The organism is Nostoc sp. NZL, assembly GCF_015714705.1.
Taxonomy (GTDB): domain Bacteria; phylum Cyanobacteriota; class Cyanobacteriia; order Cyanobacteriales; family Nostocaceae; genus Nostoc; species Nostoc foliaceum_A.
Genome location: NZ_WBKL01000131.1, coordinates 63,645 through 86,161 on the forward strand (window position 1 = coordinate 63,645; position 22,517 = coordinate 86,161).

At 42.3% G+C, this 22,517-nt stretch carries 16 protein-coding genes and 1 tRNA gene; 4 read left to right on the top strand and 13 right to left on the bottom strand.

Annotation, left to right across the window (positions count from 1 at the left end; translation table 11 throughout):
* Positions 1 to 30 precede the first annotated feature (30 nt).
* A complete protein-coding gene (locus F8R90_RS18830) occupies positions 31 to 1,056 on the top strand; it encodes a hypothetical protein (RefSeq protein WP_196511938.1) in 1,026 nt (341 codons plus the stop codon).
* 544 nt (positions 1,057 to 1,600) lie between these two features.
* On the opposite strand, the gene F8R90_RS18835 is transcribed toward F8R90_RS18830, so the two are convergent.
* From F8R90_RS18835 to F8R90_RS18870, 8 genes are all read right to left on the bottom strand, one after another.
* Entirely contained in the window at positions 1,601 to 2,035 is a 435-nt protein-coding gene (locus F8R90_RS18835; RefSeq protein WP_196511939.1) for a TM2 domain-containing protein, read from the bottom strand.
* A 528-nt stretch (positions 2,036 to 2,563) separates the two neighbouring features.
* A tRNA-Lys gene (locus F8R90_RS18840) sits at positions 2,564 to 2,635 on the bottom strand.
* Positions 2,636 to 2,697: 62 nt separating this feature from the next.
* Complete coding sequence (locus tag F8R90_RS18845) at positions 2,698 to 4,947, bottom strand: sensor histidine kinase (RefSeq protein WP_196511940.1); 2,250 nt, start codon at positions 4,945 to 4,947, stop codon at positions 2,698 to 2,700.
* 694 nt (positions 4,948 to 5,641) lie between these two features.
* Complete coding sequence (locus F8R90_RS18850; protein ID WP_196511941.1) at positions 5,642 to 6,205, bottom strand: hypothetical protein; 564 nt, start codon at positions 6,203 to 6,205, stop codon at positions 5,642 to 5,644.
* Positions 6,205 to 7,443: a glycoside hydrolase family 10 protein gene (locus F8R90_RS18855; protein WP_196511942.1), complete on the bottom strand. Its 1,239-nt coding sequence runs from the start codon at positions 7,441 to 7,443 to the stop codon at positions 6,205 to 6,207. Before F8R90_RS18855 ends, F8R90_RS18850 begins: the two co-directional genes overlap by 1 nt.
* 360 nt (positions 7,444 to 7,803) lie before the next feature.
* Positions 7,804 to 7,944, bottom strand: coding sequence for a hypothetical protein (locus tag F8R90_RS18860; RefSeq protein ID WP_196511943.1), 141 nt, complete (start codon positions 7,942 to 7,944; stop codon positions 7,804 to 7,806).
* Positions 7,945 to 7,947: 3 nt separating this feature from the next.
* A complete protein-coding gene (gene ftsH / locus F8R90_RS18865; RefSeq protein ID WP_196511944.1) occupies positions 7,948 to 9,885 on the bottom strand; it encodes an ATP-dependent zinc metalloprotease FtsH in 1,938 nt (645 codons plus the stop codon).
* A gap of 86 nt (positions 9,886 to 9,971) precedes the next feature.
* Entirely contained in the window at positions 9,972 to 10,640 is a 669-nt protein-coding gene (locus F8R90_RS18870; RefSeq protein WP_196511945.1) for a DUF1614 domain-containing protein, read from the bottom strand.
* A 233-nt stretch (positions 10,641 to 10,873) separates the two neighbouring features.
* Between F8R90_RS18870 and F8R90_RS18875 the strand changes: the two genes are divergently transcribed.
* Positions 10,874 to 11,065 carry a hypothetical protein gene (locus F8R90_RS18875; RefSeq protein ID WP_190895503.1) on the top strand — a complete coding sequence of 64 codons (192 nt, stop codon included), beginning with the start codon at positions 10,874 to 10,876 and terminating at the stop codon, positions 11,063 to 11,065.
* A 90-nt stretch (positions 11,066 to 11,155) separates the two neighbouring features.
* Positions 11,156 to 12,307 (top strand): AI-2E family transporter, encoded by a 1,152-nt coding sequence (locus F8R90_RS18880; protein WP_196511946.1) that lies wholly within the window; start codon positions 11,156 to 11,158, stop codon positions 12,305 to 12,307.
* A 222-nt stretch (positions 12,308 to 12,529) separates the two neighbouring features.
* On the opposite strand, the gene F8R90_RS18885 is transcribed toward F8R90_RS18880, so the two are convergent.
* The 5 genes from F8R90_RS18885 to F8R90_RS18905 form a co-directional block, all read right to left on the bottom strand.
* Positions 12,530 to 13,333 (bottom strand): DUF928 domain-containing protein, encoded by an 804-nt coding sequence (locus tag F8R90_RS18885; RefSeq protein WP_196511947.1) that lies wholly within the window; start codon positions 13,331 to 13,333, stop codon positions 12,530 to 12,532.
* Between the two features lie 81 nt (positions 13,334 to 13,414).
* A complete protein-coding gene (locus F8R90_RS18890) occupies positions 13,415 to 15,748 on the bottom strand; it encodes a CHASE2 domain-containing protein (RefSeq protein ID WP_196511948.1) in 2,334 nt (777 codons plus the stop codon).
* A gap of 182 nt (positions 15,749 to 15,930) precedes the next feature.
* Positions 15,931 to 16,899, bottom strand: a complete 969-nt coding sequence (locus F8R90_RS18895; protein ID WP_196511949.1) for a DUF1822 family protein — start codon at positions 16,897 to 16,899, stop codon at positions 15,931 to 15,933.
* A gap of 159 nt (positions 16,900 to 17,058) precedes the next feature.
* On the bottom strand, positions 17,059 to 19,785 hold the full coding sequence (locus tag F8R90_RS18900; RefSeq protein ID WP_196511950.1) for a CHAT domain-containing protein: 2,727 nt from the start codon (positions 19,783 to 19,785) through the stop codon (positions 17,059 to 17,061).
* Positions 19,786 to 20,594: 809 nt separating this feature from the next.
* Positions 20,595 to 21,551 (bottom strand): aldo/keto reductase, encoded by a 957-nt coding sequence (locus F8R90_RS18905; RefSeq protein ID WP_196511951.1) that lies wholly within the window; start codon positions 21,549 to 21,551, stop codon positions 20,595 to 20,597.
* Between the two features lie 79 nt (positions 21,552 to 21,630).
* Here F8R90_RS18905 and F8R90_RS18910 point away from each other — a divergent pair, with 79 nt between their 5' ends.
* The gene (locus F8R90_RS18910) at positions 21,631 to 22,227 is read left to right on the top strand and encodes a DUF1802 family protein (protein ID WP_196511952.1); all 597 of its coding nucleotides are present in this window, start codon (positions 21,631 to 21,633) and stop codon (positions 22,225 to 22,227) included.
* Positions 22,228 to 22,517: the final 290 nt, after the last annotated feature.

Genomic DNA, 22,517 nt, shown 5'->3' on the forward strand with positions numbered 1-22,517 from the left:
TCAATTTGTCATTGTGCTATCAAAATAATTATGCTTAATCCTTGGATAAAAGCATTAGATAATAGTAAAAAAACTAAATCATTAACTATTAATCTTTCTCAATTATTTGAACCTGAAATAGTAAAAATTAAATCTCCATCACCACTACAAATATTCTTGTCAGCTATTCAGGATGGTACTAAGGGTAAATCAACTAAAAACATTAACTCATTAACTATTAATGCTTCTCAATTATCTAGTGTTGAGCGCAATCAACTAAAAACACCTGCTACATTAAGTCATTTATTCAACGCTATAGAATACGGGACTGTAGATAAAACTACTAAGGCGAAAAGTGAAAAACTCGTATCTATTAACTGTAAAGTGGTAACTGAAATCAATACTGATGAAAATACAGCTATTCAGTTTAGTTTTATGGTGAATGAATTCATCAAAGCCGATAACCGTATGGGAATTAAAAACCTAGATGGTAAACCAGTTAAATCATTAGTTGAGATATGGCATTATGCACGAGTATATAAGTTCTCAAAACAGTTTGAACTAACTGTAACTAACTACACAGATGGTTTATTCCCAAATGATGGTTATCTAGTAGATTATCCAGAATATAGAACCCGCGCTGACGTAGCAATGTTGTTTGAAACAATGATAAGTAATGGTTCATTCGAGTTTATTAAGACAGTAGAGCGTGGCGGAAGATTAATAATCATATCATGCTACGATCCATCTGTGTTTCTATTACTTGAACTACTTGAAAAATGCCAAATTGAGGAATGTATTGGTGTTAAATTTAAACCAATCGAATTCAATACTGTTATGCAATGTATGATTAATGCGGCTGATAAAGCAACTAAGTCAGGTATACCTCTAATAGATGGGATGCTATTACACAGCTTATTTACTGCTGCTAAGGAACAATTAAAAGCATCTAAAAATGAGACATTATTAAATGATAAACAGAGAGAGATAGATAATCACAATAAAATAGAATTAGCTAAAATGTTAAAAGCTAAGAAACAGGAAATGTATGACCGCAAACACGGTCGTATTGTATAAAACTCGAATAACTTAACTCAAACTATAAGTAACTAAACTTATGATTTTGTTAACCTTAATCGAGGTTAAATAATGTATCTTGGCTTACAACTAATTATCGATTATTTGAAAATAGATGAATGGATACCGCCCATTAAATTTGGTAATTAATTTAGTCAACTCAGCGCCGTATATTATTTTTCTATCTCTAACTATCTTATATCTTAAGGTAATAAGTTGATTATGATAGTTATATTAGATTAACTACAGTAAGAAAAATAGGTTATTGCAGTTATAAATATATAGATTAATGTGTATATGATATATGTGATATTCGTCTTAATAAGCTATATTTGATTTGCATTAGTGTACTCGCGCCTCAATCCTATTAAGTATTTTAACTTTTAATTTCACTAAGTTAACTAATCTTAAGTAATGTTAGTTTAGTCAACAATGTAGTAGTTTGGATATATGTTAAGAAAACCTATAATTCAGTAACTAATGCCATTAATAACAACCCAAGTAATGGCATTAGTCCTTGATATCAGCAGAGTACTATAATCAGTTACCAAAGAATATCTAAAGGTTCTGGTTTATTTTTCAGTTTACCCTGAAACTCCTCATCAGATATAACAAGGTAGTGAACTCCAAAGACCAATGCCGCAATAGCAGGGATATAAGTCCAGCAAAACAGTATGTAAATTAAACCCCATCCCCATGCACCTAGATAGAAATAATGAACACCAAGACCACCTAGTAATATTGCTAAAATACCTGCCGTAACTCTAGATTTTGTAGCTTTGATTTTTTGAGATGAAGTAGGATCTGCATAAATTGCAAAAGCTTTACTACCATCTGTATCAAAGTCAACTCTATTACCTGCTTCTGGAGCCGTAGGTAGGTTCCAATCTGAGCCTGTGAATTCATATCTCTTTCCATTATCTGCTGAGATAAATCCCTGGTTCGCTTGGATAGAAAAGTCGAGAACTGTACCTTGCATATAGAAATAGTATTTAAACTTTATCCGTAAATAATATTACCTTTTAAAAAGGTTTAGTTCAGGGATTATACTTAAATACTTACTCAAAACCTAGTTTATGTAAGCTATGCCTGAGAATAACTGGACACAACAGTAAACTACTATAGCTATTGCTAACGATAAAAACTGGGGAATGGTTGTTTCTTACGTTTCTATTGTTAAATGATTAGCCTTGATAGCATTTAAGCTTTAATACCTAGCTCTACAATTAGCTATAACAAGCGATATAAGACTTAAGCCATTCTACCTGAGACTGAAAATAGAGGCATTATAGGCGAATATGGCGTAAGTGTTTATCTAATTAAAGTCATCTGCTAAATAGTTATAAATTTTTCAGATAATCTTTCTAGAATTAATAAGATAAATTTATGTAATTAATGATATGCAATAAATTTCTCTCAATCAGCTAGCTACCCCTAAGTAGTTGTTTTAGGGATACAATAAACTTAAGTGAGAGAAAATTGAGATAAAAACACAAGATTTTGTTAGTGGGTGACGAGGGAATCGAACCCGCAACCAATAGATTAAGAGTCTACTGCTCTACCGTTGAGCTAGTCACCCACACGAATAACTATCATAGCAGACTTTTGACAATTTAGCTAGTGCCGCGCCCAAAAAACGAATTAAAGCGGGAATTTGATGGTGAAGGTGGTTTGACCGGTTCCACTCTCTACATAAATTGAGCCGCCTAAATGTCTGACCATTTTCTGCACTAATGCCAATTCCAGTCCAGTGCCGCTATGTTTCCAAGGATCATGTTTGGAAAGGTGATAAAAAGGCTCAAAAATCCGTGATAGTTCATCGCTGGTAAGCTCTAGTCCAGAATTGCTAATATTAAGCTCTACTGCGTCGGTTGTTAGGTGAGCAGAAACTGTGACGATCTCACCTGTCGGGGTATATTTGCAGACATGGTTGAGTAGTTCGGTGATAATCCGTTCCAGATCGGTGATATCTGTCTCTAAAAGCGGGAGTGCATGATCAATACTCAGGTTTAACTGCTGTCGCTGGCAGTTGGTGAGTTCTCGAAAAGACTCGACAATCGGGTTAAGCCAACTTTGTAAGTCAATGGCAATCAAAGTTGGGGGATCGGGTTCGGCTTCTAGATATGTGAGTGTGAGTAGGTCGTTAATTAACTTGCTTTCTCGCCCACACTCGTTATGCAGAATCTGCAAGAGTTGTGGAACTATTTCTATATCTAATATTTCTTCTGGTGTGAGGACACTTTCGAGGGTTTGGACTGCAAGGCTGATGCTAGTTATTGGTGTCCGCAGTTCTTGAGACAGGTTTCTAAGAAATTGGTTTTTGAGGCGATCGCAATTTTCTAATTCTTTAACCTGTGCCTGGGTTTGTTTATAAAGCTGGGCTTGACGAATGGCGATCGCACATTCACTTGCAATCTGCTGCACTAGCTCGATTTCAAATTCATCAAATGCCTCTTGTGTCGGTCTTGTTAACCAAATATTTCCCAAAATCCCTTGAGTATCAAAAATTGGACAAGCCATTTGGGACATAACCAACAACTTTGGTTGCCATCCCGGCACAATTTCCAAAAATTGCAAAGCTTGTTTTTGCAATAGCGGCTGATAAACTTCAAGACGGTCTGCAATTTGTCTAGTCAATCCCTGACACTGGGGTAAGTTAATGCTGTACTCGTAAGTAATAGTTACCAGGGTTTGGCAGGTGCTATAGAGTTCGATTTGGCAACGATCAAGGTTGAGTAACTCTGCTAATTCCTGGGTGAGAGTCTGCAATACCTGATTTTCATCCAGACTGTCGCGGATTTGTTCTGTCATGCGTCGCACCAGGGCTTCAAAGTTTCGCACCTGCTGCAACTGATTTTTATGCTTCTGTTTGTGCAACTCTAACTTTGCTTTGAGATCCTTGATTTGCTGACGAAGTTCTGCCTGTCCAGCAGCAATGCCAATTTGAGTTGCCAATTGTTTGAGTAAGTCAGTTTCTGTTTGCTGCCATTGACGGGATTGGTGGCAATGCTGGGCAATCAATAGCCCCCACATATCTTGCTCTTTGAAAATCGGCACGACTAGATTGGCTCTCACCTGCAAAGATGCCAAAAAATCTATATGGCAAGGATGCAACCCAGCTGCATAAATATCCTCAATAACTTGAATGCAACCTCGCCCGTAATGTTCAGGATGTTTGCCATCCAAGCAGGGATCGGTAATATTTTTTCCCAACAGGGGATCGCTCGCAGTCACAGTTGATTCGGCAATGATTACTCCACTGCCATCAGCCTCGAAGCGATAAATTAGGATGCGATCGCAATTCAAAAACTGCCGGAGTTCAATTGTAGTCTGATGCAGAATTGTCTCTAATTCTACAGATTGGTGAATCCGTCCGGCGATCGCTTCTAGCAGTTGCTCCCGTTCAACCTGGAGTCCAACTGCTTGTTCTGCTTGCTTCACAGGAGTGATATTGCTACTAGTACCAATCAGTCGATAAATCCGGGACTTAGCATCCCGTAGCGGGGTGAGAGTAGTACTCCACCAAGTCGGCACCCCCTGGAATTGCAAACATTGTTCGTAAGAAATAGTTTTACCGAAGCGGACACATTCAGCGTAATGCTGACGCACCTTGGCAGCATCGATTGGCGAGAGAATATCTTCTGGTTTTTTGCCTCGGAGATCATCTGAGCGAATACCTATCCACTGCTCATGAGTGGGATTAAGTGCCACATACCGAAAATCTCCGTCCTCCAGAACATCAACTACAAATATTGATGCCTGCACAGAATCGTACATGCTCAGTATAAACTGCTCAATACTACTTTTCTCATCTACTTCTGTGCCGAAGAGAATCTGAGGTGGTGATAATTTTGTCAACTCTATAGTTGATTCCGTTGGATTTATATTCATGCGAGAGTCCCTGTCTGGTATTACTGACTCTTCTAGGCGCTCTCTTGAATTATGCTTGTAGTAGATGCACTTTAGCGCCTATAGCAAAGTATTGTCAGCTGTTGCTCATCGAAATTTGGATCTTTCTCTACTTCTTGTCAGAAATCTAGGAAAGCTAAGTAGGAGTCAGCTTAACAAATCCTGCTTTTTGAAGGCGAAAATACATTTGCAGGTTAGGGCAAACTTACTGAAAGTTGATTTTTAACAGTTTTTTAAAATTGTTGCATATATCTAAGTGCAAATCTCAGTATACATCAATTAAATTTATAATTTTTAATAAATTTATTTGGCAAGGGTGGGGAATGGGAAGAGACAATAAGCTGTTAAGCATTTAATTTGCACATTGAGATCGCAGGGGGGCAGGGGGCAGGGAGCAAGGGAGAGGGTTTGCAGCTTTTATTACCATGAAAATGGTGCAATTTAAATGACGATTAGCTTAGAGAGTCGGAAGGATGCTCAATTCCATCCTTAGTCCAAGATGGTTGCGTGGTTTGTCTACAGGTTGCTTGCTATTCGTTTCGCGTCAGCAATTGTTCTAAGATTCTATCCAACCTTTCCACAGCAGCATTAGTTGACTGATGACGGTTGACGGTTAACAATCGTCAGTCATCAGTATGCACGTGTTATCCCATACCCTTTTAGGGGTGGGATGAGCTTAAGATCGCAACTTGTGAGCATTCATTCCTGTGAGGATACCAACCAGCAGCCAAGTAATAGCTAATCCCATAACTTCGCCGAAGAATAACTGCATTAGGTGGCGCAAGATCATCCCCACAGCAGAACCCACAGGGACAGCAACAGCCCAACTTGCCGAAGAGGCAAATATCCATCGCCACGGCATAGGCTGGGGAATTGCCAATGATTGTGCTAATCCAATCCCCAAGCCGCCAAGCGCACCATAAATCGTCCCAGACAGGATTCTCACAGGGAGAATTTGAGTGCTAGGTACAATCCAACCCACGGCACCAATACCGATAGCGGTGATGATACTCCAACCTAAAAGACTTGACAAAATCCACCTGATACAAAATATAGGTTCTTTGAGAAGACAACCTTGAGGAAGTGCGATCGCAAATCCGCCGATAGCCGCCTCTACTACCCCAATATCTGGTTTCTCGCCAACTTCAATCAAGAGTAAACTCAATAAAAAACCGCCAAAAGTAGCGAAAGTCCAGAGCAATGTAAAGTTAAATCTAGTATTTTCCGACGCAGGTGGCATCAAACTTTCTTTATTTTTAATGGTCTGACAGTTTTAGCATTAAACATATCAAAAAAAGCTCTGCGTCGCTGTTGGGGTGATTCTGGTACGATGTAACCCCAGAGACTCTCCCAGTAGAAAAAGGAGATACCAGCAAAATGGCGATCGCGCACAACCTCAACTTGTTCTCTAATTTGTGCCATTTTCACAGGATTACGCACCGTTCCCGTTGATATACCAATACCTACAGGAATTAGACTTTGAGCCAATTTTATAGATGATTGTTCCAGTTGAGCGATAAAAGAGTTTTTGTCATTTCGATAAACCTGCAAAATTAACTCATCAACCAAACCTTTTTTTAACCAATTTTCCCAATCTTGCAAATAGTATTTATAGGCAAAAGCTTGATAGTTGGGAGACAGAGATATTTTGACTTTGGGTTTAACCGCCTTGACAGCTTGATAGATTTCTGCCATGAAATCAGTAATTTTGTCTGCTCGCCAACGCATCCATTCTGAGTTAAAAGGATCACCAGGGGGATTTTTGCCTTGATGCTCTTGCTGGTAGAGTTCAATAGTGAAGCGATCGTAGCCAAACTGTACAGGCATCCCAAAATGGTCATCAAGCTGAATACCATCGACATCGTAATCCCTGACTACTTCCAAAATTAGTTCTTGAATAAACTCTTGCACTTGCGGATGTAAGGGGTTCAACCAGGCCAGCTTACTTACCAAAACATTGTCAATTTCTTCTGGTGGGGCATCTTGGGTAGACCTTATACCTTCTTGCCCAATTGTCAACCAGTCGGGATAACGCCTTGCTAATTGTGAATAATGCGGTGTCATGAACCCGTATTCAAACCAGGGAATGACTCTCAAATTTTTATTTTTGGCAAGTGTTACTATCTTTGCTAAAACATCCTGTCCACCGTGCATAAAGTTGAGCAAAGGTTGAGTATCCGAGCCTGTAGTCATTTTGGCTACAGCACTCTTATAAAAAGTATGTCCTCGATTCCAAACTACAGGATAAATTGTATTAAAGTTGAGAGATGATAATTGATTTAGAGCACGGTTAATCCCCCAAGGGACAAATAGTACACCACTAGCAACATTAGTGATCCAAACGCCGCGAATTTCTGTAGTTAAAGGTCTTGTTTTTTGGGAATAAACTGGCAGTGAAGAGGGTGAAAAAACTGTTAAAACGACTACTAATCCCAAACACAGCAAGTAAGAAATACAACGGCGAGCAACCCGATTCATTTGTAAGCGTGACCTAGTACGATCGGAATATATATAACTACAAAATAAAGTTGTAATCCTCCGGATGATGTAAATAAATGATGATTTTAATGCCAAAATTCAAATTAATCAATATGCCTTACTGGACAATTATCGCTATTTTTAATTCTGTGAAATACAAGAGGCCATGATGTGCGTGGTTTCATTACGTTAAGCGCACCCCTCAAACTTTCGTTCCCAGCCGGAGGCTAGAAACGCCCCTCATTGCAATACTGCTGGGGTTTTGCATTTTTAACTCGACATTGGGTTTGGGGAAAAGGTTAAAGGTTTTTTTTCCCCTTTCCCCTTCCCCTTTTCCCCTTAACCGACAAGTATTGCCCCTCATTGGAAAGCGATCGCACGCACCCTGAATTGTTGATGGTGCGTTACGCTAAAGCCATAAATAATACATGGCTGACTGAGTTTGACGTAAAAAAGCGATCGCTCTTGAAGTGGGCGATCGCTTTTCAATTCAATCTGCAATTATTAAACCAGCAGTGTTTGCAGCAGTGGTTTATCTTCCGATATCTTACCCGTCCGCAACCATTCTTCCATTTCACCCGGTACTTGAGCTTGGGTGAGGCGATCGCGCAAATCTGCACCTTCGAGAATTTCTCGTTGCAACAGTTCTTCTGCGGTCTGCTCTAGTAACTCGCGGTTATGTTGCAGAATAGTCAAGGCAATATGGTGAGCATTATCCACCGTCTGCTTAACTTCCCGGTCAATTTCTTCTGCTACTTTCGGACTAATAGCCCGACGCGGGTTACTGTAACCTTCAAGAAACTGCTGTTGACTCTTCTCAAACGCCACTGGTCCCAGTCGATCGCTCATCCCGTAAAGAGTGATGGCGCGTTCTGCCAACTCTGTAGCTTTTTGGATATCATCAGCAGCACCTGTGGACACTTTGCCAAAAACGATTTCTTCAGCGGAACGTCCACCCAAAAGGATAGCAATGCGTCCGCGAATTTCGTCTTCCAGCATCAAAAAGCGGTCTTCTTCCGGCATCTGAATTGTGTAACCCAAGGCACCGACACCACGAGGTACAACGGAGATTTTTTCAACTTTACCAGCACCCGGCATCAATGCACCGATGATGGCGTGACCAACTTCGTGATAGGCGACAGTTTTCTTCTCAGTGTCATTCAACACGCGAGAGCGTTTTTCTAAGCCAGCAACCAAGCGTTCAATAGCTTCGTTGAAATCTGCCATTGTCACAGATTGGCTATTTCGCCGTGCAGCTAACAGCGCAGCTTCATTCACAAGGTTGGCTAAATCTGCTCCAGCAAAACCAGGAGTTCTAACAGCAATCTTGCCCAAATCGACATCATTGGCTAATTTGACATTTCTGGCGTGGACTTTGAGAATTGCTTCCCGACCAATTTTATCAGGGCGATCGACGACAACTTGCCGGTCAAATCGACCAGGACGGCGTAAAGCCGGGTCGAGAATTTCTGGACGGTTAGTGGCGGCGATGATAATCACGCCTGTATTGGCATCAAAGCCATCCATCTCGCTGAGTAACTGGTTGAGAGTTTGTTCGCGCTCATCATTACCACCCATAATTGGCCCAGCACCGCCACGAGATTTACCCAGTGCGTCTAACTCGTCGATAAACACAATACAGGGAGCTTGTTCTTTGGCTTGTTCAAACAAGTCTCGCACTCGTGCAGCACCCACACCCACAAACAGTTCGATAAATTCTGAACCAGAAATGCTGAAGAAAGGAACAGCAGCTTCACCTGCGATCGCTTTTGCCAATAATGTTTTACCAGTCCCCGGAGGCCCTACCAGCAGCACACCTTTCGGAATCTTTGCCCCTAGTATGGTGTATTTACCAGCGTTTTTGAGAAAATCTATAATCTCTTCTAATTCCGCCTTGGCTTCATCTACACCAGCCACATCACTAAATTTGACACCAGTGCTACCTTCAGAATAAATGCGGGCTTTGCTTTTACCTACCGTTAGCGCAGCCGGGCCACCTTGGCGACTCATTAACAAGCCCCAAATCCCAAAGAAAATTAACGGTGGTGCAACCCAACTAAGTAAGGTGCCAATCCAGGCATTTGGATTTGGTGGTGGTGCAGCAAACTCGACATCATGCTCACGCAGAATTTTTGGCAAATCTAAATCAATGGCTACTGGTGTAGTGGTGAACACTTGTTCAGTGGGTTTACCATCTGGAGTTTGAGTTTTGATAGTGTATTCAATGCGATCACCACCCACGATCGCTCGATCTACCTTCCCCGCTTCTACTTGAGCCAGGAAAGTGCTATAGGGAACTTGTAGCGATCGCGATACAAAAAAACTTGGAACAATAAAGTTCAGTAGTAGTAACAACAAGGTTAGTAAAATTAAGAAATTCCCACCAAACTGCTGAACTTTGGACGGTTTGATGGATCTTTTGTTATTAGTTTCAACAGGCATTTTGATCTACCCTCCAAATTTGTCTTTATTCGCGCAGCGTCTGTTATTATGTCTGCGGCGGGCTGTGCCATGTCCTTTGCAAATGACTAACTCAATAACAGAGCAAATAGACCACACAAAGCAATGCCATCAAAGACACCAGCACCGCCGATGCTGAGTACTCCTGCACTCATGGCTTGAATATCTTTGAGATGTAGCAAATCAGCACCAATCAAGGTTCCGAGTACACCACCAGCAAAGGCTACAGGAGCAGCATGGGGTGCAGCGATTAACATTGCAGATAAAGCAGCCGTCAGGGGAGCCAGTAAAGGATTCATTTGGATACCGATTCCTGGCACTACTCGCGCTGCATAATAGCTAACGATAGTAACAATGGCAGTTACTAGCAAGATTGCTAAAGCATTTCCCTGAGTAAATTGGTACAGTGCCAACACAACCGGAATTAAGCCACCACCAACATTCAGCGCTACCACAGTCGAGCGTTGCACTTTCCTTAAAGGAATACCCCAAAATTCACTTAACCAGAGGGTTGCGAAGTCACCAGCTAATTGAACGTCAGTTACTAGACGGTATAGGGGTATATTGATAGTGCTGGTAAAAATTACTAGCACAAGCAATAAAAAAGCGATGTTGGGAGAAAACCCTAGCTTGGCGACTGCGATTTCCACTACATCTACTGCCACAGCAAACCAAATGAATGGTAGTAGTAGTAACAATACTAGAAATAGTAGTAATGAAACTGGTAGGTAAATCATGAGATTAGGAAATTTATGATTGTGTCATATCTCACACAAAAACATATCGGAAGATGCTGTATTAGTTAATTCAACAAATGCTTAACTAGTGATTATCTTGCTCGGAATTGTGGTAGTTATAAGTCAACAATGTGGGCAAGAAAGTATGAACTATTAGTTTCTATTCTAGAAAATAGATAGTGCAGCCTAAATTCGTGCATACCCAACAGAAAAATGTGTATTACCGTACTGTTATGGAAAATCAACTAGGATTAGTTCTGAAACTGCTTTTACTCTCGGCTTTGTTATCGGTATTGATTAAGTACGCAGCGCCAAGTCTATTAATTCCGGCAACAGCAACCAACGCGCTGATTATAATATTTTTGCCGATTGTGATTATAGCGATCGCACTACTGTGGCGATTCCAAGCACAGAAACAAACTTAACTCAAACCATCTACGCACAAGTGACTAAAATCGGCTAACCTAGCTGAATTACAAGAAAATTGCATCTCGCCAACCGTTGGGAGTCAGCCTGTGAACCTCGGTCAATGGATCGGCTTAATCGCCATAGTTCTTTCTTTATATATCCTGTGGCAAATTCGGGAAGTGCTTTTGCTCATGTTTGCCGCAGTTGTCTTAGCCACCACCTTAAATCGGCTAGCGAAACGCTTCCAACGCTTTGGCATGAGGCGGGGATTTGCCGTCCTCCTAGCAGTAGCTATCTTTTTGGCAGGTGTCGTGGGTTTTTTCTGGCTAATTGTGCCACCTTTTGCACAGCAGTTTCAAGAACTAACCTATCAAGTTCCTAAAGGGTTTGGGCGCTTTAATAGTTGGCTTGATGCCCTGAGAACTCGTATTCCTCCTGAGTTAGTTCCCTACATCCCAGATATCAATAGCCTCATTCAACAAGCACAGCCCTTCGTCAATCGGGTACTGGGAAACTCCTTCGCCTTTGTATCTGGCTCTTTGGAAGTCGTCCTCAAGATTTTGCTAGTGTTGGTTTTAACAGGAATGATCTTAGCCGACCCCGTGGCTTACCGCAAAGTCTTTGTGCGGCTTTTCCCCTCATTTTATCGGCGGCGGGTAGATGGGATTTTAGATAAATGTGAAGTCTCTTTGGAAGGATGGATTACAGGCGCTTTCATTGCCATGTTTGTAGTGGCGCTGATGAGTCTGGTTGGCTTATCAATTTTGGGCATAAAGGCAGCACTAGCTTTAGCAATTTTGGCAGGATTTTTGAACTTAATTCCCAATCTGGGGCCAACAATTAGTGTAATCCCAGCAATGGCGATCGCTCTGTTGGATGATCCCTGGAAAGTTGTCGCTGTCTTAATTCTCTACTTTGTTATTCAACAGGTTGAGAGTAATTTCATCACACCAATTGTGATGGCACAGCAAGTTTCGTTGCTGCCAGCTGTAACCTTAATTGCCCAACTATTTTTCGTGACTTTCTTTGGCTTTTTAGGATTATTTCTGGCGCTACCTCTGACTGTTGTCGCTAAAATTTGGTTGCAAGAAGTACTAATCAAAGATGTTTTGGATGAATGGGGCAATAAACATACAAAAGAGACTGAGTTTGTGATGATTCCTGAACCTCCTGGAATAGATGATAAGTGGACAGCAGAAAGTCCCGATATTAATCGGGAGCGACGGATTGATGATGATATCTTGCAAAAAGAAGATTAGTAGGGGCACGGCATGTTCCCTACACCTTGCGATATAATGTCGTACCGCATCTAAGTGGGAACCGCTATATAAACCGCGCTTCCCTTCCTCTCCCCGTTAGCGTCACCGTTAGGCAAGCAAAGAGGGGTTGGGGGAGATTCTTCCAGGATTGCTGAATTGATGTTCTAGTGGGGTTAGGTTTCCGAGGCTTTGATGTTACGAAAAATACTTTTAAAACATCCTCTAAGGTTTCTCCGAGAAAATCGGTTCTGCTGCAATATCATCTAAGCGGATACTGCCTAACAAATTCTGCCACTCTGCTTTCAGTGCTGCATCTTTAGGATTTTTATCACGTAGTTCAGCCAGTATCATCAGTGCTTCGTACCATATTCCATTTTGGGCATAGATAGCAGAGCGCTTTAGAAGTTCTGTAGTTTGTAGCTCTTTGACTACGGTTGGATTTAGTTCGACTCTTTGTATTACCCCTTCGACGAAAGTCGGAGGAGAATTTTTTTGCTGGTCACAGTTGATGGTGAAAAACCAGCGATATTGTTTGTTTAGCGCCAAGGCAGGAGCAGTGCTAGGCATAGAAACGCGGATGACTCCTGGTTTATCTGGTAGAGCGATCGCTTTTTGGTAAATCTCGTTAGAGTCCTGATCTTGCAGCACAAATTCAACTGCATAGGGCAAATCTTTGGTATACGGCACATAGAAAAACCAGCTTGGGCGTTCTACCGTTGTTTGTCCCCAGACATGCATCACTGAGTTAGCTTCCTCAATAAAAGGCACTAAAGCAGTTAGGTCAGGTTCAGTAGGTGGACATCCAGCCAACTCGCCGCGCTTCGCTCCACCACGAACACGACCTCCAGGAGGGGGCCCAGGTGGAAGTGAAGGTTGATTAAATGTTTTGGCTTGAGCAAGGATTATTTTAGCATTAGAGCGATGAGGAGTTGGTTTTGCCAGTACTGGAATTAGGCTAACTAGTAAACTTGTGCAGCTAAAAGCTACTACTAAAAACAGTTTTATCGGTTGTGAATTTGATTTCATAAAAACCCTTCTTTAATGTATGTAAAGTATATTTATCTGCTGGTTCCCCCAAAAATTTTATAAAAAATCTTTACCCATATCCTATTCCCCACTCGCCACCCGAACTTTTGTTGTTGGATTATAAATTGACATCAAGCCAACCGTTACAACCAACGACAAAGCCGAAGGTACAAAAGGCACCCAAGCAGCCGAAATTAACAGACTAAAGCAAACTAAATACAGAACACTAAAGGTAATACTGACTTCCAATGCCAACCAAGGGAAGGAAAGCTTTCGCCAAGCCAGGACTCCCCCTACCAAAGACCAGGCCCAAATCCAGACCACCTCAGCCCACAGTGACCAAACCCGCATTAATGGTCGCCCATCCTGGACTGCGCTGAGGATTTGGCTGATCATATGCGCTTGTAGTAACACTCCTGGCATTTGGTCATCTAAAGGAACGCCGTAGGGTGTAGGCCAAGTGTCTGGAGAATCTCCCTTTGCTACTACACCAATCAAAACAATCTTGTCTTTGATAGCACTGGGGTTAATCGGACTAGATAAAAATTGGGTTAGCTTCACCTGTTCGGCTATTTGTTTTGGAGAACGGTAATTGAGTAAGAGTTGACCGCCATTGGCATCAATATTTTGATAGCCGCCAGTGCGAGACTTCAGATTTGGAAAAATAGTTTTACCCAGCTGCAAATTTCCTTCAGAAGTGAACTTTGGTTGAATTCCTGAGGGGCGCAGATAGAGAGAGGCCAATTGTAGACTGAATGCAAAGGGAGCAGGACACAACGATGTTGCTTCCTGGTTCATGAATAGGAGATGCCGACGGATAACTCCATCGCGATCGTGAATAAAGTCACTGAATCCAAGATTTATTGGTGGGATTTCTGGTGGTGGCTTAATGCCTTTGATATTTCCTGTCCTATCACTTCCCTTGCATATACCAACCAAGTTCTGAGTTTGCTGGAGACGAGTAATTAAATCTGGTTGTTTGGCTTTAAAATCACGGTAGATATCCAAGCCGATCGCACGGGGTTGATATTGATTCAGTTTTGCCAGGAGTTTGTTGAGAGATTTTTCGGAAATGGAAGCTCCGATCAAGGATTCGTTATTTTCTCTTTGAATTGCTAGATCGTCATCGTCAATTGTGATTACTAGCAGTCGGGGATCAAGTCCTTCCCCAGGGCGCGATCGCATCATCTGGTCATAAGCTGGAATCTCTGTACTTTCCAGCAATCCCAGCAATCTCACACCACAAACAAAGGCTGTAATCGCCAAACTTGATAACAAAGTTATTGTAAATCTGCGTCTGGTAGACAAAGCTAAATTTGGTATATCTTCAGTTGTTATAGACCTTAATTCATCCCAAGTAGGTGGTATCTGCGCTGGATTTTGGCAAATCACTGGTAGCCAAGTTGCACAGGGAAATCGATCCTCAAGTCCTTGCAATCGTTCCCGCGCTTGGCGTACCGCTTGGTATAAAGACTCGCCACCGGCAAAGCCTTCGAGAAAATACTTTAAGAACTCCTTTGCAACTTGGTCTGGGACGGGTTCACGCATGACGATGATCTGAGGGATTTGCAAATCAGCCAGTTCTCGCGCCAATCCCAATCCATCACAGGAGTTGAATATAGCTAGTTGCAAGCCGTTTTCAATGGCTTTCTTCAGAGCATACTTTAATTCTCCAATGGTGAGGCTATCAGTTTTATTCAGGTACATTCGTCCGCTTTCTCCATTTCCGTTACTGGAACTGTGTCCGGCAAAGAAGAGAATATCCCAGTTTTGTCCCCAAAGATGCTCAGTCAATTCCTTACGTTGTGGTTCTACCAAAAAGCTGACCTCTGCATTACTACACTGTTGCAGTAATGCTTGATCAGCCTGGGTGTCAATCCCCTGACTATTGCCCACAATTGCTAAAATCTTGACTAATGGATTTAAAATGCGTGGCTTGTGAATGCGATCGTAGGATGGTGAAGAAAGGGCGATTTCAGCCTTGGGATAGCGTTCTAACAAATCCCACAGATGCCAGGGTAATAGCTGCAATTGACTATTTTCTGTTTGCAAAATCACCCGCACTTCTTCCGTGGATGACAATCTTTCTAACCATTTTTCCCTCAAAGGGCGAAACTCTTCGGCTCGTAGCCAGGTATTAAAGCGTGCCCGCAAAATATGGGAAGTGTTTTCGCAGTCTTGAATCATCGATACATTCGTCACCTGCATTTTGTCAGCATGGAGCCGATAACGATTGCCTATCTGCCGATAACTAGACTGCCAATGACTGTAATAGAGCGGCATTTCGGGGAATGAAGGTAACTTTCCCGTGACTTCTGTTGTAGCACGCTCGTGTTCTTCACCAATTTGGAGGGTGACAGCAAACCCCTGCTCAAAACTACCCTCTCCGAATTTCAGAACCACTAACTTACTCATGACCGTCGCGATCTCCCTGTGCAAAACCATGCCCTGTTCTAATGTCTCATAACAAGCTCCACAAGCGTTTACAGACTTTTTTCAAAATCTCCAAAAGCCGGCTTAAATTTTTAATTTTTAATTTTAATTAACCAATTACCACTTCATAAATTACCGACAAAGGGGGAAGATAGCTAGACGCTTTAAATCCTAAAATGTTCGGTAATGCTGGTATTATCCAAGGCTACTCTAACGCTAAATTGCTCTGTAGGTTCACCGCGAAACTGCAACTGAATGTAGTTATCTGATTTTCTAGATTGAGCGTCTAGAAATACTGCTCCCGAACTATCTAGAACGGTGAGATGAACTCCTGGCGGCAAGTAGATTTGATTCCCAGTGGCGTGCAATTGGAGATGAACACTAGTTTGTTGATCCTTTTCGGGGCTGATTTCCACAATCAACATCACGGGTTGGTTGAGAATTTGGATACCCAAATCAATCAGTTTTGCACGTTTAGTAATTGATTCTGGTTGATTAAGGGTATTTACTTCCAGAGTCTCAATACTGCGAAAGGCATAAGCTGGTCTGAGTTCCGGCACGTTCCATAAGGATTCAATAGTCTGCCAACCTGTTTCAAATATACCAGCAAACCACTGACTTAAATTCACTAGTGAACTAACTGGGGATTGGCGCAATTGTGCTAGGTGGTCGATAAACGCTTCCAATGGTTGCAGTTGTTCTAAAGGCAGCGTTTCAGTTGCAACACTAGGGATAAAACCAAGCAGCCTCGCTTCTTGGAGCGATTCATCAAATTGAACTACTAAATAACCCACTCGTTCTTCCCAGGTTTCTGGAGGAATGGAACATATCTGCTGATGCCGATGGACAGGGCGACATTCCAGACGACCAATTGAGGGCACTTCTAAGTCGGCTACATCCCCACAGAGGCGCATGATGGGATTCCAGCTGTCACTCGCTTCGAGGTCTGTAGGAATATCCATCATTTCTAAATAGTTATTCACCACCCACACAGCCAGCGTATTCAGTCGAACTTGCTCTGCTTTTTCAGAATTTGGCTGTTGGTTAGCAAATTGCTGGGCAGTTATGCGAGCTGATTGGGAAATCGGCAATGTTAAAGCGAAATCGTCAAGCTGGTAGGTGGAGTTATTCATAAGTTAATGTTTAATAATCAATGCTGCTATGTACATATCGCCTGCATTCACTAAATTTATGCCACAAAATAGAGAATGATTATTGGAAACTTGGGGATTGCGTTTAGGGCAGTTTTTGCTGGGTGCAGGGAAAAATATTCTCCCCTTTGCTCCCTGCGCCTACAACCAGTTTCCAATCAACACATAAGCAGACCAAAAGCTTGGTGCTTTGTAGTTAGGATGTTTCAGGAGTTTTAGCTGGGCACGGTGGACTGCTTCAGCTTTAGTGATTTTGCCACTCTTGAGTTCTTGATAGAAGGCACTAACAAACATCGCCGTTGATTCATCATCAATTTGCCACAGGGAGGCTATGGTACTGCGTGCCCCAGCTCGTACAGCGGCTCCTGCAAGACCCAGTGCTGCCCGGCTGTCTCCTGTGGCTGTCTGGCAAGCACTCAACACTAATAGTTCTACTATAGTTTTACCCTGACTGCGAAAGAGAGTATCAAAATCCTTAACATTGATCTGACCATCGAAATCCAAAATAAAAGTGTCTTCAAGGCGGGAACTAAACTGACCGTGGGTTGCTAAATGCACTATGTTGAATGAAGCAGCGCTAATTTCACCCTCTAAATTCTTTTTCTTAAAATCTCCATCTAGTAGGCTAGTTGTCGAGACTCCTGCCTTGGCAATGCCGTCAAATTCAGATTTGATGGCAAGCAATGGTGCAAATTTGGTAAATCCTGGTGGCGGCTGAGTCAGTCCTGCGGTTAACGCTCTGAGCTGCTGTTTTACTAACGGTTTAGGGTCGAGGAGTTGCAGACCCACGCTCAGGGCAACTGCATATTTCTCTACCAAGTATTGCTTACCATCGTAGAGAGCTGCCATTGGTAAATTGCGTAACTGTCCATCCAGGACGAACACTAGGGTATCTACCCTACTGTTTTGTAATTTTGACTCAATGGGTTTGAGCAGCCAGTTATAAACTTGCTGCGCCTGGGTTTGGACGGTTTTGGTAGCGGTGGGATTGACAAGATTTTTTCGCAGTTTTACTAAGAGTTCCTCTACTTCTGTGTGGGAAATCTTGGTACTGTAATTTTGTAGAGGTTGGTTGGGAATTTTGACAATTACCTGGAGTTCTTTTTCAAGAATAATTGGATAAAGGATCGCAGCCGTGGGATTATCTTTATCTACCACTTGATCGAGGGCTACTCTCTGACCTTGGAGGCAAGCTTCCCGGAAGAAGTCGTCCAATTCTGCTAGTTGGAGTGCTTCAATCCGCTGGCGGGCTTTCTCTAATATTTTTTCATCTGATGATTTTCCTTCTTGAGATTTCAGCAGTAACTCTACTGACTGACGGTAGACGGGTTCTACGCTGTCCCGGAAGTTAAATTGCACATCCTGGTTTATTACATCTTTATTGACTACCAAATCTCTGCGGAGAGACTGGAGAGTGTCCACAGCAGCATCATATGCCGCGATCGCACCGTTAATATCTTTTTGTGCCCAGAGCAATCTCCCTAACTGCCACTCTAAGGTATAGGTAATTTCTGGTGCATTGCTGCTCTGTGCCAAAGCTAATCCTTGCCTGGTCAGGTCTTGCGCCTCTGACCACTGTCCAGTTTCTTCGTACAAGCCGCCTAAACTCTTCAGAGCATAAGCTTCTGCCCGTTTGTCCCCTAAATCGTGGGATTGCTGGATGGCCTTGGCGAGTAATACTGCTGAGTCTTTGGTGCTCCATCCTGAGTAGTAATTCTGACTAGATGCTTGCAATATACCACTCTTTACTTTTGCCAGACTTTGAGAAAAGTTAACCTGAGCGTAGATACTAGCACGGCTGAGGGGGAGTTGGTCGAGTTGGGATTGAATCAATGGTAAGAGAGTTTGAACCTCTGCCCATCGTTTATCTTCAATGAGTAGGCTCAATTGATTGATTTGCGCTTGGACTTTTGTCAGGGGTGAGGGAGATGCTGCAACTGTTTGTTGATAATAGGCGATCGCTCGGAGATTATCCTCTTTTTTCCGGGCATTATTGCCCAGACTGAACAGACTAGCCCCAATATCAGCGCTTGATTGCAGATTTCGAGCAATTCTCAGACTTTCTTCTAGCGCTTCCTGTGACTTGTCCAAATTGCCCAATACCAAAAGGGCATCACCAAGCGATCGCAAACTCACTGTCTTTTCTATAGAGTCTGGTTGAGATTTTAACGTCTGACTTACCTGATCGAGTGTTTTGACAGCACGAGGGTAAAATCCTTGGGTTCGCCATGCCTGTGCTTGATTAATTAGCGATCGCACCACACCGCTTTGATTATTTGCTTGCGTGTAAATTTTTTCTGTCCGCCGCCAAGTTTCTAAAGCCATCTCAGCCTGTCCCATTGTCAGTTGGAGACGGCCTTGAATATCTAGTGATTGGGCAAATATTTGCAAATTTTGGTTTTCATCCTGTCCTTCGAGCAAATTTAAGCTCTCTTTAATTGCCTGCTGTGCCTGACTCCATGCACCAAGTTGCTGGTAAGCTAAAGAAAGATTACTCAGTGTCACCGCCTGTTTGAGGTTTTCCCCTTGCTGCTTATATGCTTGTACAGCCTGTTGTAACACTTCTACCGCTTTGGCAAAGCTTCCATCATCGTATAAAAGTTTGCCCTGCTGTAGTAGTGAGGCGGGGTCAGCGGCCACAGCCAGCGATGTCAAACTGTTAATTGTTAATTGGGATGAGGGATTAATTGAGCCAGGAACTTTTGCCAGCACGGGCGAACCAAGGATGCATAGCAAAGCTATCAGGAAGTACAAAGGCAAACGTAAAAAGTGAGCCAAAGTGTTCTTCTGCCAACGCTTTGGCTGATTTTGCCTTTTAACTTTTACAGAATTTGCGCCAAAAATCCTAGTTGTTTTAGCCATAAGCATGACAAGAGGTAAGTGATAACCAGGAACCCACAGGATTAACTGTAAGTATTTAGGCTACCAGGGTAATGGTACCATTCGCATCCATTACTGATACCGTAGCTCCCACAATCTTATTTATCGTGGCTTGGATGAGGTTTTACCTAAATCTCTACTTAACCTAGGAGGTTTGAATGCTTGCGGCGGTCGTACATGTCAACTTACTTCCTGTGCGCTCTTTGCGTCCTTCTCTAACGAGACGCTGCGCGAATGTGGTTCGTTCTCTTATCCCTAAAATTTAATGAGACAGACCACCAGTCTCATAACTAGCTCTTCAAACGTGAATTCCAGCACTCTCTGCCGCCCTGGAAAAATTGTATTCATCATAAAATACCAAAAACCTGGTCGAGGTTGACCAGGTTTTATCGAGTTTACAGGTTTCAAATTGTTAAACTAACTAAATAATTGAAAGTTAATAACTAAGGTGGACTTGAAACTAACAAACTCAGCATTCTTGCGTTTTTCCGCTTTGGGATTTGGCTTTGCCTTATACGCTCGGCTTTTTACCACTTCTACATTTGATATGCTGGAATTTGCTTGGGTTGATGACAGGGGACACTAAGTCATTTACCCTTTTGCTTTGGTTTTCTTTTGTTTGGTGTCCTACTATTTAAGTTATCACTTAGTTTGTAAGTTACAACCCTTAGTTTATTAAAGTTGACGTTTTGTTAGATTTTGCAATCTCTAATCAGAGGTTTGATCCCCAGCCCTCTTTTTAAGAGAGTTAAGGGGATCTTCGAGAGATAAGCATGGCTAACCAAACAGTATTGTCATCAATCCCACATAATTGGACTATTATCCAGATACTCGGTGACAATACGTCCAATAGCATCAATTTCTGCCAATTGGGCGGCGGAAAGCTTGATTTGGGAGGCTAATGCGTTGTCGCGTGCTTGTTCGGGATAACGCGCCCCGGCGATTGCATTTGTTTGGGGTTGGGCAATTAACCAGGCCAAAGCTAACTGAGCAAGGGTACAATTATGAACAAGGGCTATGGGACGCAATTTTTGTAGCGCTTGTTGAGCACGTTCAAAATTTTCGCCTTGAAACAGTTTATTTTTAGCACGGTTATCTTCTGGGTTAAATTTATGACCGAGAGCAAATTTGCCTGTTAACAATCCCTGCGCTAAAGGCGAATAAGCAAGGATAGAAATATTGTTTTCAATACAATAGGGCAATGCATCTTGTTCTACCTGCCTCCAGAATAAAGAATAGGGTGGTTGTAAACTATCAATACGTCCATAACTTGCTGCTTGAGCTAACTGGGCGTAGGAAAAATTGGAAACACCAATGGCTCGAATTTTACCTTGCTCTTTGAGCAGGTTAAGAGCGCTCATAGTTTCCTCAATAGGTACTATTTCACTATTGAAAGCACCGGAGGGCCAATGTATTTGGTAAAGGTCGATGTAATCAGTTTTCAGGTTGGTTAAGGAACGATCGCAAGCTTCAATGACTTGTTCATACTTTAGATGGTTAGCGAAAACTTTCGTGGCATACTCTACGCGATCGCGTACATCAGATAAAGCTTCAGCGACAATTCGCTCAGAGTGTCCTTCACCATAAACTTCAGCAGTATCAATTGTGGTGATACCAGCTTCATAAGCGGCTCGGATCGTTTTAATCGAGTCAACATCCTCAATTCCCACCCACATTCTTTTACCAGCTTGCCAAGTTCCCATCAGAATGGGTGTGATTTGGACTTCAGTTGTACCTAGCAATCGCTTTTCCATAACTGCTTTCTAATTCATTTCCCTGGATAGTTTCACACTTTATCGGTCTTAGCTTGAAATTAAATCAGAATTACAGTAGATGCTGATGGAATTGACTACAACTTTTCATGCTTTCAAAGAATGGGCAGTCGCCGTAAATGCCTTGGAAAATGGCAAAACAATTATGTTGCTCCGCAAAGGCGGTATCCATGAACGAAATGGACATTTCCAAGTTGCCCACAAGCAAATTTTGCTTTACCCTACTTATGAACATCAACAAGCTTTCATGCTCAAAGCTGAGTATGCCAATCATGTTTATCCAGTAACATCAGGTTGGCATCCAGAGACAGTTCGCATCGGCAGCTGGGCTGAAATTACAGATATTTTGCCAGTTAGTGACGAATTTCTTGTCAACTCCTTGCTTCCCTTCCATATTTGGAACGAGCATTTCATTAGCGATCGCCTCAAATGGAAACCACGCCAACCCCTTTATATTCTTCTCCTGCGGGCATATAAACTACTCGAACAAGAAATTCCCTACCACCCTAAATACGGCGGTTGTAAGTCATGGATTGATTTAGATCAACCAATTCACTTGCAAGGAGCACAACCAGTTATGTCTGACTTTGCATACACCCAATTAGTAGAGACAATTCGCCAGATTGTTGGCGATAAGTTGTATGCTCCATCCTTCTAAATCTAATGCCAAGTAAGGATTTTGGATGTTACCGAAGAAGTAGTTAGGAGCGGAGCCAAAGACGCTCCGCTTGGGAGCATCTCACCTTTGCAAATACAGGTATAATTTTGGGAAAAAAGTTACACTGGCAACAAGAGCGGCAAGTGCAATTACTATGAACCCTGAAGACTTCAAACGTTTGGAAACCTGTTTGCAGGAAGCAGCAGAAATTCTTTATCGGAATACGCCAACAGAAGAGTTGACAAGCTTTGAGAGTATAGAAAAAGCAGTAAGGACAAAGATGCTAGAGC